Source organism: Pseudoalteromonas sp. GutCa3 (assembly GCF_002836155.1).
Taxonomy (GTDB): Bacteria; Pseudomonadota; Gammaproteobacteria; order Enterobacterales; family Alteromonadaceae; genus Pseudoalteromonas; species Pseudoalteromonas arctica.
This window is the reverse complement of sequence record NZ_PJBK01000027.1, coordinates 1-16,655: the sequence shown is the minus strand read 5'-3', so window position 1 is coordinate 16,655 and position 16,655 is coordinate 1. Positions and strand designations below refer to the sequence as shown.

The following is a 16,655-nucleotide window of genomic DNA, read 5'->3' as shown; positions in this document are numbered from 1 at the left end:
ATAGTTATTAGCCTTATACTTTCACTTTTAGCGCTTATCGTCAAGTTGATATTCGTACTATCATACTGGCTAGAAACACTATTTTAGGTATTAAAAAAGGCTTACCGAAGTAAACCTTTTTTGTGTATTTCAGCTGTATTTACTTAGATGTCATGAAGTCGATAGCAGCGCTTATCTCATCATCAGAACAATCCATACAGGTGCCTTTTGGAGGCATCGCATTAAAGCCATTTAGTGCATGCTCAAGTAAAGTGTCTTTACCTTTAGCTATACGTGGAGCCCAATCGTCAGGCGATTTAGGCGCGCCTAGTGCACCAGTACCGTGACATGCAAAACATGCACCTTGATACACTTGCTCACCAGAACGAGGGCCTGTAGGCGTCGCTGCTACAGCAGCTTTATCGCCTTCAAGGTATACAGCACCAACCGGCGCGAGACGTGCTTTAATTGCATCTTCAGTCATAGAGTTATCATATGGCTGTGCGTATGCAGTGGTTGCTAGCATTAATAATGCTGCAGCTGTTAATTTTTTCATTTTGCCTTGCTCACTTCGATTTGAACGTGATCAATCACGATTAAAGATGACGGAAATTAAACCGATTATAACTCTCTGAGCCAATTTATAAAATGCTAAGAGGCGTTTTTATTAATAAAACTGACTACTTTTTGCGTTAACGCAATAAAATTTAATTATTTACTGTTTTTTGTTAAGCAATTTAATAAGTGCAAACAGTCATACAATTAACTTTTAGATCCTAAGATCAATTTATTGATAATACGCTACTAACTAGTTTTTCGATCCCTGCATCGGCTTCAATAATTGATTGCGCAAGCATATAAGCTGGGGTTGTAACTAGCTTATTTGGCTGATCAATAACAACATCATCTACTGCACAATTTATATGTTTAGCGCCTAATGTGCTTAGCGCTTGTGCTGTCTCTGCATCGTTACCAATAGTAAGTACAGCGTTATCGTAAATAAATGGGATCAAAGCGGGTGCAATACACATATAACCAGCAGGCTTATTTTCTTTTGCAAATGATTTACAAGCATTAAGTACGTCTTCATTAATATTTGCTTTTGCGCCTTTAATTGCAAAGTCACATAAGTTTTTTGCAGCGCCAAAACCGCCAGGTACAATTAATGCGTCAAACTGAGTTACGTCTAGTTCAAGCAGCGATTTAATGTCACCCCGTGCAATACGAGCCGCTTCTGTTAATACATTACGTTTATCAGGCATTACTTCGCCCGTTAAATGGTTAATGGTATGAAGTTGTTCAATATCCGGTGCAAAACACTGATAAGTTGCGCCATTTTTGGCTATATGTAATAAAGTTAAAATTGCTTCATTAATTTCACTACCATCGTACACACCAGACCCTGCTAATATTACCGCTACGTTTTTCATGCTTTTGTGCCCCTAAAGTCTTTTTTATAAGTCGATCGGATGAAGTCTAACATGCTCAAAATTTCTCGCGAAAATAAATTTTTAGTACAAAAATCATTCTCTATGCAAGTTGTATTGCGGTTTATGCCATTTGCGATCACTTTGCCTTTAAAAAAATTATAAAGGATCGCTATGATCTTCGATCCATTGTGCTAGAATACTCCTCCGGTTATTTAAATGGACGCGAATAATCAAAGTGAATAACAACACAAGCAGTCGTTAGAAAACCTTTTTCCACATTGGTTTAAAATAATAAAAAAAGAACCTCGTATTATCTTTTTTAAACTAAAACATACAGTTAAAGTATTTTCTAGGCATTTTATAATGCTTTGGAAGAATAGCTCGTGGCTGTTATCTACACACTTATCCACAGCTTGCTATAGTTTTAATAACACGATAAGCAGTAATTCACTGTCGTTTTATTTACTACCTTATGGCATGCTTATAATTACCTTAATTTTTTGCATTTAGGATCCAAATTCACCATGGCTCAGATCCCCGAAAACCCACTTATTTTAGTTGATGGCTCGTCATATTTATTTCGTGCTTATCATTCTCCGCCGCATTTAACTAATTCTAAAGGTGAAGCTACGGGCGCTATTTATGGCGTGATCAACATGCTTAAAAGCTTGATCAGACAATACGATCCCTCACATATGGTGGTTATATTTGATGCTAAAGGTAAAACGTTCCGTAACGATATGTATAGCGAGTATAAGGCAAATCGTCCGCCTATGCCGGATGACTTACGCACTCAAATAGCACCAATACACAGTATTATTAAAGCGATGGGCTTTCCGCTAATTAGTATTGAAGGCGTTGAAGCTGATGATGTTATTGGTACATTTGCACGTATAGCGTCAGAGCAAAAACGACATGTACTCGTCTCTACTGGCGATAAAGACATGGCACAGCTTGTTAATGAACACGTTACGCTAATAAACACGATGACTGACAGTATTTCAGATCCCGTTACCGTGGTTGAAAAGTTTGGTGTAGGCCCTGAACTTATTATTGATTACTTAGCATTAATGGGTGATAAGGTCGATAATATTCCGGGTGTTGAAGGCTGTGGTCCTAAAACTGCAGTTAAATGGTTAGAAAAATATGGTTCTCTTCAAGGTGTAATGGATCACGCCAGTGAGATTAAAGGTAAAATAGGCGAAAAGTTAGCAATTGCTCTTGATCATCTGCCTTTAAGCTACGAACTTGCGACAATTAAGTGTGATGTTGAAGTTGAATCTGATCTTGATACATTCAAACTTCAAGAGCCTAACAAAGACGAATTAATTGCATTATATGGTGAGTGCGAATTCCGTCGTTGGTTAGCTGAATTACTTGATAATCCTAAAGATGCTGAAACACATTTAGCTGTACCTACCCAAGCCACTGAATTACCAAAAGTAGAAGATGCTCATTACGAAACTATTTTAACTGAGGCGCAATTTGATACGCTGATAAATCAATTAAATAGTGCTGAGTTATTTGCATTTGATACTGAAACAACCAGCCTTGATTACATGAAAGCGCAATTGGTGGGTATGAGCTTTGCCGTAAAAGCGGGTGAAGCTGTGTATTTACCGGTAGCGCATGACTACCCAGGTGCGCCTGAGCAATTAAGCCTTGAATTTGTAATGCAAAAGCTAGGTCCAATTTTGGCAGATGAAAACAAAGCTAAAGTAGGGCAAAACCTTAAATATGACAAAAGCGTATTAGCGAATGCAGGCTTTGCGCTAAATGGTATTAAGTTTGACACTATGCTTGAGTCGTATGTATTTAATAGTGTAGGCACGCGTCACGATATGGACTCGCTAGCACTTAAATACCTAGGTCATAAAAATATTAGCTTTGAAGATATTGCTGGCAAAGGTAAAAAGCAACTTACCTTTAACCAAATAGAACTTGAAAAAGCAGCGCCTTACGCCGCTGAAGATGCCGATATTACTTTGCGTTTACACGAAGTGCTTTGGCCAAAAATAGCAGCTGATGAAAAGCTAAAATCGGTATTTGAAGATATAGAAATGCCACTTATTAGTGTGATTTCTGATATTGAACGCACCGGTGTTGCGATAGATAGCAATATGCTTGCAGCGCACAGCCAACGTTTAGGCGAGCGTTTAATTGAGCTTGAAAAAGAAGCGTTTGAAATAGCAGGCGAACCATTTAACTTAAGTTCTCCAAAACAGCTACAAGTACTGTTGTTTGAAAAGCTTGGGCTGCCTATTATTAAAAAAACGCCTAAAGGTGCACCTTCTACCGCAGAAGAAGTACTGCAAGAACTTGCTCATGATTATCCGCTACCTAAAGTAATTATAGAGCATCGTGGTTTATCAAAGCTTAAATCAACGTATACCGATAAATTACCATTAATGGTGAATGAGAAAACCCAGCGTGTACATACGTCTTATCATCAGGCAATTACGGCTACGGGGCGCTTGAGTTCAACTGATCCTAATTTACAAAATATTCCTATTCGTTCAGAAGAAGGACGTCGTATTCGTGAAGCGTTTATAGCCGCAGATGGTTATAAAATTGTTGCTGCCGATTACAGTCAAATTGAGCTGCGTATTATGGCGCATCTTTCACAAGACAAAGGTCTATTAAATGCATTTGCTAACGGCTTAGATGTACATAGTGCAACTGCCGCTGAAGTATTTGGTGTAGAGCTTGATGATGTAACTACCGATATGCGCCGTAAGGCGAAAGCAGTAAACTTTGGCTTAATTTACGGTATGTCGGCATTTGGTTTAGCACGTCAGCTAGATGTGCCACGCCACGAAGCGCAGCATTACATAGATAAATACTTTGAGCGTTTTCCCGGTGTATTAGAGTACATGGAAACAACACGCGAAAAAGCAGCTGAAAATGGCTACGTTGAAACAATATTTGGTCGTCGCCTACATTTACCAGAAATAAACGCACGTAATGGGGCGCGCAGAAAAGGAGCCGAACGTGCTGCTATAAACGCACCAATGCAAGGTACTGCCGCCGATATTATTAAAAAGGCAATGCTGAGCGTTAACCGCTGGGTACACGAACAAGCGCCAAATACAATTAAGCTGCTTATGCAAGTGCACGATGAATTAGTATTTGAAATCAAAACAGACTGCGCACCACAATACACAAAACACATCTGTGAACTGATGTCGCAAGCTGCTGCGCTAGATGTACCACTTATAGTTGAAGCTGATGAAGGTGACAACTGGGAACAAGCCCATTAATGTAATTTGAGCATTTTAATTAAAGCGCCTTTTGGCGCTTTTTTTATGTTTAATAAAAATGGCGAATAACAGTGATTCAATCAGGTATATGCAAGCTTTAGTTAAAATAAGGTTAATTTAAGCAACTATTTGTATTAAATAGTTATATGTTCGTCAATTCGAGCTGTTTTACAGGAATATGATTGTATTTTAATGCGTGCTTTTGTTAAAGTCCCGCCTGTCCTATCCTGTAGGACATCCTGTTGATGATGCATCTGAAAGGGTGCAACAAATTGATAGCTTCTCCCCAGTTTGCTATACCGGCCTACCAACTTGTTTGGTGGGCCGTTTTTTGTTTTACGCCTGAAAATCCTATCTAATTAATTCTTTATTGCGCTATACCAATTGTATTATTCATTCGTCATTTCGAGGTGGTTTGGGTACATCGCAGGTGATACCATCGAAGTGATATTATTTTTATTCTTTTCATTTTATTACTAAGGAGTGCGTTATGTTTAAAGCATTAGCTATTGCAGGTTTTTCTTTATCAAGTTTAGTTATTTCTAATGTTGCTCAGGCCAATTGGCAGCTAGTGAATGATAAAAGCCAATTAAGCTTTGTTTCAATTAAAAAAGATTCGATTGCTGAAGCTCACCATTTTACCAACCTTGAAGGTATGCTTTCTGATAAAGGCGAGTTTAGCGTTAATGTTGATTTAACATCAGCCGAAACTCTAATTCCTATTCGTAATGAGCGTTTAACGACATTTTTATTCGAAGCCGCTAAATTCCCCAATGCTGTTTTAACTGCAAATTTAACTAAAGAACTGAGCAATATTAAAAAGCCTGGTCAATATGTATTGAAGGGTATTAAAGCTGAGCTTGATTTTCACGGTAATAAAAAGCCATTGGCAATTGATGTACTCGTTAACAGCACGCAAAGTGGTGATTTAACGGTATCATCATTAACACCTATTATTATTAATAGTGATGATTTTGGTGTAACCGAAGGCGTTAAAAAGCTGCAAGAGCTAGCGGGCTTACCTTCAATTGCAACAGCAGTGCCTGTTACATTTGCAATTACACTTAAAAAACAGTGATTTCTTTAAGTGAGCTTAGCAAGCAATTAAGCGAGCCAAGCAAACCTTTTGATAGTTGGCAGCCTAATCATTGTGGTGAACTGCCAATTGTCATTAATCATGAGGGGAAATGGTTTTACGATGGCAGCGAAATAACACGCCCAGCCATGGTGAAGCTGTTTGCTTCTGTTCTATGTAAAGAAGGTGAGCAATTTTATTTAAAAACACCTGTCGAAAAAATAACAATAACGGTTGATGATGCGCCGTTTATTATTGTTGATTGGCGTTTTGAAAATACAGTGCAAGGGCAGGTGTTGTGCTGTATTGATAATTTAGCTAGGCAGTGGTTGGTGAGCGCTCAGCAGCCTTTAGTTATAAAAGACTATAAAGGGTCAAAAGTGCCTTATCTAAAGCTACCTTATGGCTGTAGTGCGCGTGTTGCGCGAAGCGTATATTATCAGTGGGCTGAAAAAGCCGAGTCTGATAAGCTCGGCTATTTTATTAAATCTGCAGGAAAGCAGTTTTATTTATCGTAACGCCAGCGTTTAAGCCTCTGGGTTAGTTTCGTCTGTGATTGTTTCATCGGTAGGTGGTACAGCAATAACAGGACCTAAAAACCATTCATCTAGTTTTTTAGCTACTTCTGGTAAACCCGTGCCTTTTAATGATGAAAATGCATGAACTGTAATATCCCCATCAAGCGTGCTTAATTCACGACGAACTTGCAGTACTTGTGATTTACGAGGGCCTTGCTTTAATTTATCGGCTTTAGTTAATAGTGCCAATACTGGAATCTCACTACCAATAGCCCAATTAATTAAATCGCGGTCTAAATCTTTTAATGGATGACGAATATCCATTAAAATAACAATACCTTTTAAGCTTTGACGCTTTTGTAGGTATTCGCCTAGCGATTTTTGCCATTTCTTTTTCATTTCGATTGGTACTTTAGCAAAACCATAGCCTGGTAAATCGATAAGGCGCATATCGTCAACATCAGCTAAATCGAATGTATTGATTAGCTGAGTACGTCCAGGTGTTTTACTTGTACGTGCTAGCTTCTGATCGGTTAATGCATTTAATGCACTCGACTTACCTGCGTTGGAACGACCGGCAAACGCAACTTCAATTCCCGTATCAGCAGGTAATTTAGTAATGTCGGGAGCGCTTGTTACGAAAGACGCAGTATTATATTTGATACGAGATTTGAGCACAGGCTCTCCTAAAACTTAAATAAATAACGTTGAGTAAACCAAATTCACTCAGGGCGCGTATTTTATACTATAAAGGATGTATTAAAAAGCGTATTTAACCACCTAAAAACAGCACCTATGGTACATTTAAAACATGTTAAAGCTTAATCTAAGTCAAAACCCTGTAAATTATAAGCTTAATATGTGTAGAAAACGTGCCAGAGAATTTATTATCGTGTAGAATATATGTATTACAACATCACGATTGTAGATGATACAGGGTCGGAAACAGAGAATTCACCATGAAAAAAATAGCACTATCTTTAACAATATTGCTTGGTGCGTTGTCAGCAAGCAACGCAACAGCATTTGATGGCGATGTAAACGCAGGTAAAGAAAAATCAGCAACGTGTGCGGCTTGTCACGGCCCAGACGGTAATGCGCCGGTTAATATTTACCCTAAAATTGCAGGTCAACATCCAGATTATATCCTCAAGCAACTTCAGGATTTAAAATTAGGTATGACGTCAGGCGGCAAAGAAGGGCGTATGGATCCAGTAATGAGCGCTATGGCTATGCCACTTAGCGAGCAAGACATGAAAGATCTAGCTGCTTATTTTTCTTCAATGAACATGACTGAAGGTGCTACACCTAAAGATGTTGTTGAAGTTGGCGAGATGCTTTTTAAAGCAGGCGATGCAGAACGTGGAATTCCATCATGTGCAGCATGTCATGGCCCACGTGGTAATGGCTCGTCACTTGCTAAGTTTCCAAAAATTTCTTTTCAGCATCCAGGATATATCAAGGCTCAACTTGAAAAATTCCGTGATGGTACTCGTCATAATGACTTAAATGGCATGATGGGCGATATTGCAAAAAAATTAACAGATAAAGACATCGAAGTACTTTCTCAGTATTTAGGTGGCTTACACTAAAGTCGTATTTATTTAGCAGTTAATAATAAATAAACTACAATGTGTTAAAAAAAGCAGCCAAGGCTGCTTTTTTTGTGTCAAAAATTAACGATATCGTCCGTTTTAATGTAAGACATTGACCATGTCTGGTTGTAAGAAAAGTCTTCTTTTTATTTTTTATTATTGATTAACTTATTGTAATTTATGTTTATTTTTATATCTCAATGTAATAAAGATAATAAAAGTTATATAAACCAGTTGTAACAAAATCATTAACGAGTAAATTAACCACTGTCGCAAAACAACAATAACAAAACGGAAATAACTATCAAGGAAAGTAACGCGGCATGACTACTTAGCATAAGATTAGTGCTACTAAAGGAAATAATAAAAAAGTGTCAGGATGACCGAAAATAATAAAAAACTCATGGAAGTTTAATAATAAAAACAAAATGGAATGTAACAAGGAACGTAAAAATAATAACAATACGGACTGATAATAATAAAAATAATAAAGACTAAAAAAAGTCGAAGGGAGAAGTGTCCAGATAATGGCGCTCAGATTAGCAGGCGGTAGAGATGTTTTCTCTACCGCCTTTTTATTTGTCCTGTTACAATACCCACCGTTTAAAATTAGCGATTAATTAGCTAAGGCGCTTTTAAATGAGAGACCCAACCTCTAAGCGCAAACTGAATTCTTCTGGCTAGGCCAGCACTGCGATGCCCATTAATTTGCGCTTCGCTCAAAACCTCTTAAGTGAGATGATCAAGATATGAGTAGAACTAAAAAGTCACGCAAAAGCCCAGCAAACGGACCTGTTCGTTTAAGCCAAGATAAGCTTAAAGAAATGCGCGCATTAAAAGAGCAGCGAGTTAAAAAAACCAAAGGCGCTAAGCCAGGTTCTCGTAACGCGCCAGATTTACTAGATAGCGAAAGCCATAATGCTGGTCACGCGCCTAAAGATAAGCGTGTAGGCAGTAAAAAGCCTGTACCATTAATTGCAACTGCGCCTGAGCCTAAAGTTGAAATGAAACGCAACTTAAAGCCAACTATTGAGCTGAAAAAGGTAATCGAGCCTGAATTTACACCTGAACAAGAGCTAGAAGCACTTGAGAATGACGAGCGTTTACTTAAATTAGTAGAGCGTCATGAAGAAGGTGAAATGCTAACTGGTAAAGATGCTAAGTACTTTAATAGTCGTATTGCTCGCCATCAGGCGCTATGTGAAATTCTTGGTATTGAAGACGAGGATGAAGACGAATTTGAAGATGACCTTGAAGATGATATTGAAAGCAAAGGCAATTCTGATTTCGATCAATACTTATCTGACGATTTAGCCAACGAATGGTTAGATGAAGACGACAAATAGTAAGGATAAATAATGAGTACCGCGGTAATTTTAGCCTTACTTTTAGGCGCTGCTATAATAGTTGGTCTGGCATTTTATGCGGGTCAGTTGCTGTATAAGTTAAATGCGCAAAAAAAGTTAATTGCTAAAACGCAGGCTGAACAAAAGCAAAAGCTTGAGAAGTCGCGTTTAAAGCGAAATGCCAAACTAGCCGATAGTATTCATTTAATTGCGCGTGCAATGAATGAAGAGCAGTGTGAGTTTTCTGAAGGCTGTTTACGTATTTGGGTACTTATGTCTCAATATGGCTTTGAGAGCGAGCGTGATTTAACGACAAAATATCCTGGCATTTATAAAATGTACCAGGTAGTTAAAGAAATGCCGACACACGATGCACGTAAAAAATATGCTAAAAAAGAGATTTTTAAGCTAGATAAGGCTCGCTGGCAAGCTGAAGAAACACTTAAAGATGAAGTTAAAGCCGATTGCGCTAAAATTATCATCGAGTTTAAAGCCGCTCCTGGCAGCGATAAAGTGGTTTTTAACTAGCTTTAATTTTTCTAGTACTCAAAAAAAGCAGACCTTGGTCTGCTTTTTTTATGCGTAAAAATTTTCATACTAATTGCATTAAATTAGTGATCTGCTAAATCACTCGTGAAAAACGCGTCGCATTTATTTGTTTTTGTAAATGAGCGTCAAAGCACATGCAAATAATACGAATGAATAAGTTGCCGCGTGGCGTTACGCTAATTTTATTATCATTTATAGTGACTAGTTCATCTTTTATTAGTGGCGTAAGCGCAATTAACGCATCCTCAAAGTAGTCATTAAATATAAGCGCATGCTTTTCGCTAAAGTCTTGTATATCTAATTCAAACTGGCAAATGAGCTGCTTAATTGCATCAGCACGAATTACATCATCATGCGTTAAGTGCATACCTTTATTAAGAGCACAGCCGATTTGTGTTTCGATGCTGTGGTAATAATGTTTTAATTCTTTTTGATTTTGTAAAATGGCAGTGCCAATTTGTGAAATTGATGACACGCCTAAGCCTAATAAATCACAATTTCCATGGGTTGTATAACCTTGAAAATTACGATGTAACTTGCCTTCATTTTGCGCAATAGCTAGTTCGTTATCGGTTTTTGCAAAGTGGTCCATACCAATAAATTGATAGCCTGCTTGCGTCATCTGCTCCAGCGTGTTTTTAAACATAGTGAGTTTATTATGTGCACTGGGTAAATCTGCATCTTTAATCTTACGCTGTGCAGCAAAGCGCTCTGGTAAATGCGCGTAGTTAAACACCGATACTCGGTCAGGGCTTAACTCAATAAGTTGCTCTATAGTTTTCTTAAAGCTCTCTGGCGTTTGCAGAGGAAGCCCGTAAATCATATCTGCATTAATAGATTGAAATCCCAGCTCGCGAGCTTGTGTAATTAATTGCTTGACCGTATCTGCATTTTGCGGACGATTAACAGCAAGTTGCACGTCGTCGTTAAAGTCTTGAATCCCAAATGAGACACGGTTAAAGCCAAGCATTCTTAGATCAACAAGCATATTATCGGCAAGTGAGCGTGGGTCTATTTCAATGCCGCGCTCTGTTGTGCTTGTAAAATTAAAGTGCTGCTCTAAAAGCTTAATTAGACGAGTCATTTGTTTTGCTGTTAAAAAGGTGGGAGTACCGCCACCTAAATGTAATTGCTCAACCGTGTAGTTTTTAAATAAATGAGCTTGGGCAGTAATTTCTTTTGCTAAAAAGTCGAGGTACGTATCTGCCTTAGATTGATGGCGGGTAATTATTTTATTACAACCACAGTAGTAGCAAAGCTGGCTACAAAACGGGATATGAATATATAGAGAAAGTGAACGACTCGTTGATGATTCTACAGCGCTAAGTAGGTCTTGTTGTTGATATCCATCACGCAGTGATAGAGCTGTGGGATACGAGGTATAACGCGGGCCAGACACATTATATTTGTTTATCAGGGTTTGATCCCATTGTGGAAGTTTAATCATCACGCGCACCTAGGTATTTATTTAGGGAGTGATTATAAAAAAGTACGCAGTGAGGCGGTTTGATCTATAACAAAAAAGGTGCCGAAGCACCTTTTTTAATAAAATATCAATTAATGCGGTCTAATTAATACGTAACAGTATGGGCATCTTTGAGATATTGAAATAACTCTTTATAACCTTTACCCGGCTTTTCAGCTTTCGCTTCTTTCGCCGCATTACGAACCAATTGACGCATTTGCTGACGATCAAGAGACGGAAACTGTTCAATAGTCTCATTGATAAGGTCATCACCTTGTTCAATTAGGTCTGAACGTAATTGCTCAATTTTTTTGACCAATACTTCAGCTTGATTATTTTTATTAAGCATTACATCGATAATCGCTCTAATAGCGTCAATGTTTTCTACAGTACGCAACGTTTTAGCGATGTAGTTTAAGTGACGGCGGTACGCGTCACTTTTATTACTTATTTTATCAGCAACAACCATTGCCGCTTTTAAATCGTCATTTAATGGCAGGCGTTCGCGCTGTTTTTTACCCATTTTGGCAATTTCAGTACCTAACTGATGAAACTCTTGCGCTTCACGCTTAAGTTCCGTTCTTGATACATATTCAATTTCTTCTTCAATTTCAGCAGGCTTGCCTTTTTTCTTTGCCATGGGGTGCTCTTAAATAAAAATAACTTTTGCCATTATACATGAATATGATACTTAGGAATATTAGCTGATGTGATGCATTGAGTGTGTTAGCATTTAAATATAAGAAATGCGTGCATTATGCCTCTAAGGCTCAGGACTTAATTTATGAAAAGCCAACAAAACGATCCAATTTATTCTCAAATATCGCAAGTTAAAGATGCGGTAGCAGAAGTACTCGAACATGCTAAAAAATTAGGCGCTACAGCTGCAGAAGCTGCCATGTCTAGCACGTCTGGTTTATCGGTTAGTACACGAATGGGTGAAGTAGAAACCATTGAGTTTAACCAAGACGGCGGCTTAGGCATTAGTGTATATGTTGGTAATAATAAAGGCTCAGCATCGACAGCTGATTTAAATCCAAAAACATTGCGCACGGTAGTCGAAAAAGCGATTGATATAGCCAAATTTACATCGGATGACCCATTTAACGGCGTTGCTGATAAAGAATTGCTTGAATTTAATCCTAAAGATTTAGATTTATATCATCCTTGGGATGTAAGCCCTGAGGAAGGTATTGAGCTTTGTCATGCTGCTGAGCAAGCTGCATTAAATGCAGATGAGCGTATTGTTAACTCAGATGGTGCGAGCTTTTCATCGCATCAGGGGCTACGTGTTTATGGTAACAGCCATGGTTTGATAACCGGTTTTCCACGTACTCGTCATAGCATTAGCACTATGGTAATAGGTCAAGATGGCGAACACATGCAACGCGACTCTGCTTATACTGTTGCACGCGATCAAGCGGGTTTAAATGACGCAGCGGCAGTTGGGCTTGAAGCAGCAGCTGAAACATTAGCTAAATTAAATAGCCAAAAGTTAGGCACAATGAAAGTGCCTGTTATTTTTAGAGCCGATATTGCAAATTCATTGTTTGGTCACTTAGTGTCGGCAATTGGTGGTGGCGCACTTTATCGTAAATCAAGTTTTTTACTTGATAGCTTAGGCACACAAGTATTTAGTAATTGTGTAAATATTGCTGAGCGCCCACATATTTTAAAAGGGTTGGCATCATCACCGTTTGATAGCGAAGGTGTTAAAACATTCGATAGAGAAATTATTCAAGGCGGCGAGCTACAAACTTATTTATTAGCAAGCTATGCCGCGCGTAAAATGAACATGACCCCAACAGGACATGCTGGCGGTATACATAACTGGCTCGTTGAGCAAACTCATAACGATTTAACTGCACTATTAAAAACGATGGGCACTGGCTTATTAGTAACAGAGCTAATGGGGCAGGGCGTAAATACAGTAACGGGTGATTACTCTCGTGGTGCTGCTGGTTTTTGGGTTGAAAATGGTGAAATCCAATATCCTGTAAGCGAAATTACCATTGCTGGTAATTTAAAAGATATGTTTAAAGGCATATCTGCTATTGGTGGTGACATCGAACGCCGTGGTGGTATTCAAACTGGCTCAGTATTAATAGAGCAAATGCAAATAGCCGGCGCGTAGTATTAATACGCAGTGTATACTTAGACCTAGAGTATTATCTCTGGGTCTAATTGAGCTTTTACGAGGTGTAAAATGGCTAAAGATAGATATGCACCAAAACCGCTAACCGATATTATGGCGGGGTTAAATAATCGTTTATCGGCTTATGCAGGCAAAAGCCAAGCACTTGATACACAGCAAACCCTATTAAAAGATTTTTTAGGCCCTAAGTTGGGTGATAAATGCCGAGTCAGCAATTACCGAGACGGTACGCTAATGATAGAAGCCGTATCTGCACCTATCGCGCTTAGGCTTAATTATTTAAAAATGGATATGCTTTCACATTTTAGAGCTGCCGGAATGGCAGAGCTCGGGCAAATAAAAATAACTGCAAATCCTCAAGCAACTCAGAGATTAAGTACAGCGAATAAGTCGGGCAGTCCTGCAGTTACCAACTCACGTAAAATGAGTGAGCAAACAGCTGATTACTTAAACGCGATAGCATCTTCTGCACCCCCTTCTTTAAAAGAAAAACTAGAGCGTTTAGCGCTTCACGGAAAAAATAAAAGTAAGTCTTAACTACCCACCATCTTGTTATTGGTGGGGCTAATTTGGCAGCTCACCGCATTCAAAATACTTTGTTACATATTCCATTTTATTGTTGGCTTAATGAGGTTTATGATACTGCGTGGGCTTTATATTGATCGAAAGCTCTTTGATACCCATTCCATTAAGTAAAAGCGTGTAGGCAGTGCTATTTTTACTCCTGCTATATTCAAGAATTTAATGGAGTTGGTATGTGATACCAACCTGCATAAGTCTTTGATCAATTTAACGAATTAAATTGCACTATAACGTCGTTAAAAATTTTTTATTTAGAGCAACTAGATACAAAAACTTTTGCCTGGTTCTAGCGTAATTTTCTTAACGTTAAATAGACCCCATATATAAGCAGATTGGTATGATTCAATTCTAACTAACAAACGGAATAATTATGAATAAAGTAACAATGGCTGCTGCAAGTATCGCACTTGCGCTTGGCTTGGTAGGTTGTGGTGAAAAACAACAAGAAACAAAAGTAACCGACACTCCAGTAGTAACAGCACCCGCTGAAAAACCACTAGAGCTTGGTATTGAATTAGCTAATATGGATAGTTCAGTACGCGCACAAGACGATTTTTACTACCATGTAAATGGTCAGTGGTTAGCTAAAACTGAAATACCAGGTGATAAATCTAACTACGGTTCTTTTTCGCAGTTATATGATGAGTCGCAAAAAGCGATGAAAATAGCCCTTGAAAGTGCAGCTGCAAACAAAGCCGCTAAAAAAGGCAGTGATGAGTACAAAATTGGTGCATTTTATAAAAGCTATATGAATAAAGATGCGCGTAATGAGCTAGGTATTACGCCATTACAACCGTCATTAGATACAATTGATAGCGTTAAATCTAAAGCTGATTTAGTGGGTTTAATGGCTAAAATTCAAAAACAAGGCGGTACTTTACCGTTTGGTTGGTTTGTAAATAACGATGCTAAAAACTCAAGTGAGTATGCATTGTATTTATCTCAGTCGGGTCTTGGTTTACCAGATCGTGACTATTACTTAAAAGATGACGAAAAATTCACTAAAATTCGCGCTTCTTACGAGCAATACATCACTGATGTTTTAGCAAAGTCAGGCGTTAAAAATGCAGCAGAAGCAGCTAAGAGCGTACTTGCATTTGAAAAAACACTAGCTGATGCTCAGTGGAGCCGTGTGCAAAGCCGTGATGCAACTAAATCTTATAACAAGATGACAGTAGCAGACGCAAGCAAGTTGATGGGTGACCTTGATTTAGCTGCATTCTTTAAAGATGCTGGCGTGAGTGCAAGTGACATTATTGTACGTCAACCTAGCTATTTAGAAGCGCTTGCTACTATTTACAAAGACACTGATTTAGCAACGTGGAAAAACTACTTAAAATTCCATTTTGTAAGTGGTTATGCAGAGCTACTTAGTGAAGATTTAGTTAACCTTAACTTTGACTTTTACAGCACAACACTTCGTGGCGTAGAAGAACAAGCACCTCTTTGGAAGCAAGCGGTTGATGCCTCTAACAGTGTACTTGGTGAAATATTAGGTAAGGTATACGTTAAAGATAACTTCCCGCCAGAAGCAAAAGCACGCATGGAAGAATTAGTTGATAACGTAATTAAAGGTTATGGCGTTGCTATCGAAAATCTTGAGTGGATGAGCCCTGAAACAAAGCTTGCAGCGAAAGAAAAACTAGACAAATTTACGCCTAAAATTGGTTACCCAGACACGTGGAAAGATTACTCTGAGCTAGATATTAACTCAGATGAGCTAGTAGGCAATTACATTCGTTATAGCGAATGGGCATACGCAGACATGATTGCTAAATTGGGTAAACCAGTTGATCGCTCTGAGTGGCATATGACTCCGCAAACAGTAAATGCGTATTACAATCCAGTAAACAACGAAATTGTATTTCCAGCAGCTATTTTACAACCGCCATTCTTTAATTTAGAAGCGGATGATGCTGTAAACTACGGCGCAATTGGTGCAGTAATTGGGCATGAGCTTGGTCATGGTTTTGACGACCAAGGTGCTAAATACGACGGTGATGGCAACTTACGTAACTGGTGGAGTGAGACTGACCTTAAGCAATTTGAAGAGCGTACAGCGGCTTTAGTTGCACAGTATAACGAATATAAACCGTTTGAAGATGCAAGTGTTAATGGCGAGCTAACGCTTGGCGAAAACATTGGTGACTTAGGTGGCTTAACGGTTGCGCATAAAGCGTATATGCTGTCTTTAGGGGATAAAAAATCACCAGTGATTGATGGTTACACAGGCGATCAACGCTTCTTTATGGGTTGGTCACAAATTTGGCGCCGTAACTATCGCGATGAAGAGTTACGTAATCGTTTATTAACAGACCCTCATTCACCAAGTCACTACCGTGTAATCGGTATCTTGTCGAACATGCCTGAGTTTTACGAAGCGTTTGACGTAAAAGAAGGTGATAAAATGTATATCAAACCAGAAGATCGCGTAAAAATCTGGTAATTGCATTGCTATAAATAACAAAAAACCAGTAAGTTTTTAGCTTACTGGTTTTTTTGTATCTTGAATTTGTAAATAACCTGAACTATGGATAATAAATCTATCTCAAGCAGCTATTTTCAGCGCTAACTACGTTGAATTTACTTGCAATAGGCCAGCTATTGACGCGTAAATTCGCCTTGTTTTCACTAAAAATCTCTGGCTAGAGAAAATAAATTTAAATATCACCATGATTCAATACGTTAATAAATTTCTTAA

14 protein-coding genes are annotated in these 16,655 nt (G+C 38.5%); 9 read left to right on the top strand and 5 right to left on the bottom strand.

From position 1 onward, the window contains the following. Positions 1 to 139: 139 nt before the first annotated feature. Positions 140 to 535: a c-type cytochrome gene (locus CXF64_RS05465; protein WP_101216533.1), complete on the bottom strand. Its 396-nt coding sequence runs from the start codon at positions 533 to 535 to the stop codon at positions 140 to 142. A gap of 226 nt (positions 536 to 761) precedes the next feature. After that, positions 762 to 1,409, bottom strand: a complete 648-nt coding sequence (gene elbB, locus CXF64_RS05460) for an isoprenoid biosynthesis glyoxalase ElbB (protein ID WP_007582090.1) — start codon at positions 1,407 to 1,409, stop codon at positions 762 to 764. A gap of 524 nt (positions 1,410 to 1,933) precedes the next feature. Here elbB and polA point away from each other — a divergent pair. The 3 genes from polA (at position 1,934) to CXF64_RS05445 (ending at position 6,262) form a co-directional block, all read left to right on the top strand. Next, entirely contained in the window at positions 1,934 to 4,669 is a 2,736-nt protein-coding gene (gene polA, locus CXF64_RS05455; protein WP_101216532.1) for a DNA polymerase I, read from the top strand. 490 nt (positions 4,670 to 5,159) lie between these two features. Continuing rightward, positions 5,160 to 5,747: a YceI family protein gene (locus CXF64_RS05450; protein ID WP_007582084.1), complete on the top strand. Its 588-nt coding sequence runs from the start codon at positions 5,160 to 5,162 to the stop codon at positions 5,745 to 5,747. Beyond that, complete coding sequence (locus CXF64_RS05445) at positions 5,744 to 6,262, top strand: DUF1285 domain-containing protein (RefSeq protein ID WP_010553821.1); 519 nt, start codon at positions 5,744 to 5,746, stop codon at positions 6,260 to 6,262. The genes CXF64_RS05450 and CXF64_RS05445 overlap by 4 nt, the downstream gene beginning before the upstream one ends. Positions 6,263 to 6,271: 9 nt before the next feature. Here CXF64_RS05445 and yihA read toward each other — a convergent pair whose 3' ends face one another. Continuing rightward, positions 6,272 to 6,940 (bottom strand): ribosome biogenesis GTP-binding protein YihA/YsxC, encoded by a 669-nt coding sequence (gene yihA, locus CXF64_RS05440; protein ID WP_007377272.1) that lies wholly within the window; start codon positions 6,938 to 6,940, stop codon positions 6,272 to 6,274. Positions 6,941 to 7,221: 281 nt separating this feature from the next. Between yihA and CXF64_RS05435 the strand changes: the two genes are divergently transcribed. The 3 genes from CXF64_RS05435 (at position 7,222) to CXF64_RS05425 (ending at position 9,731) form a co-directional block, all read left to right on the top strand. Then, positions 7,222 to 7,854, top strand: a complete 633-nt coding sequence (locus CXF64_RS05435; protein ID WP_007582080.1) for a c-type cytochrome — start codon at positions 7,222 to 7,224, stop codon at positions 7,852 to 7,854. Positions 7,855 to 8,606: 752 nt separating this feature from the next. Then, positions 8,607 to 9,203, top strand: a complete 597-nt coding sequence (yihI, locus tag CXF64_RS05430; RefSeq protein ID WP_007582074.1) for a Der GTPase-activating protein YihI — start codon at positions 8,607 to 8,609, stop codon at positions 9,201 to 9,203. Between the two features lie 12 nt (positions 9,204 to 9,215). Continuing rightward, positions 9,216 to 9,731: a DUF2489 domain-containing protein gene (locus CXF64_RS05425; RefSeq protein ID WP_101216531.1), complete on the top strand. Its 516-nt coding sequence runs from the start codon at positions 9,216 to 9,218 to the stop codon at positions 9,729 to 9,731. Positions 9,732 to 9,825: 94 nt separating this feature from the next. Here CXF64_RS05425 and hemN read toward each other — a convergent pair whose 3' ends face one another. Together hemN and yjgA are read right to left on the bottom strand one after the other, a co-directional pair. Then, on the bottom strand, positions 9,826 to 11,199 hold the full coding sequence (gene hemN / locus CXF64_RS05420) for an oxygen-independent coproporphyrinogen III oxidase (RefSeq protein ID WP_101216530.1): 1,374 nt from the start codon (positions 11,197 to 11,199) through the stop codon (positions 9,826 to 9,828). 124 nt (positions 11,200 to 11,323) lie between these two features. After that, the gene (gene yjgA, locus CXF64_RS05415) at positions 11,324 to 11,857 is read right to left on the bottom strand and encodes a ribosome biogenesis factor YjgA (RefSeq protein WP_007582068.1); all 534 of its coding nucleotides are present in this window, start codon (positions 11,855 to 11,857) and stop codon (positions 11,324 to 11,326) included. Positions 11,858 to 12,001: 144 nt separating this feature from the next. On the opposite strand from yjgA, the gene pmbA reads away from it, so the two are divergent. The 3 genes from pmbA to CXF64_RS05400 all read left to right on the top strand — a co-directional run bounded on the left by pmbA (position 12,002) and on the right by CXF64_RS05400 (position 16,400). Then, positions 12,002 to 13,351, top strand: coding sequence for a metalloprotease PmbA (pmbA, locus tag CXF64_RS05410; protein ID WP_024589905.1), 1,350 nt, complete (start codon positions 12,002 to 12,004; stop codon positions 13,349 to 13,351). 72 nt (positions 13,352 to 13,423) lie between these two features. Continuing rightward, positions 13,424 to 13,909: a DUF721 domain-containing protein gene (locus tag CXF64_RS05405; protein WP_024589904.1), complete on the top strand. Its 486-nt coding sequence runs from the start codon at positions 13,424 to 13,426 to the stop codon at positions 13,907 to 13,909. Between the two features lie 415 nt (positions 13,910 to 14,324). Beyond that, positions 14,325 to 16,400, top strand: a complete 2,076-nt coding sequence (locus CXF64_RS05400) for a M13 family metallopeptidase (protein WP_010553817.1) — start codon at positions 14,325 to 14,327, stop codon at positions 16,398 to 16,400. Positions 16,401 to 16,655: the final 255 nt, after the last annotated feature.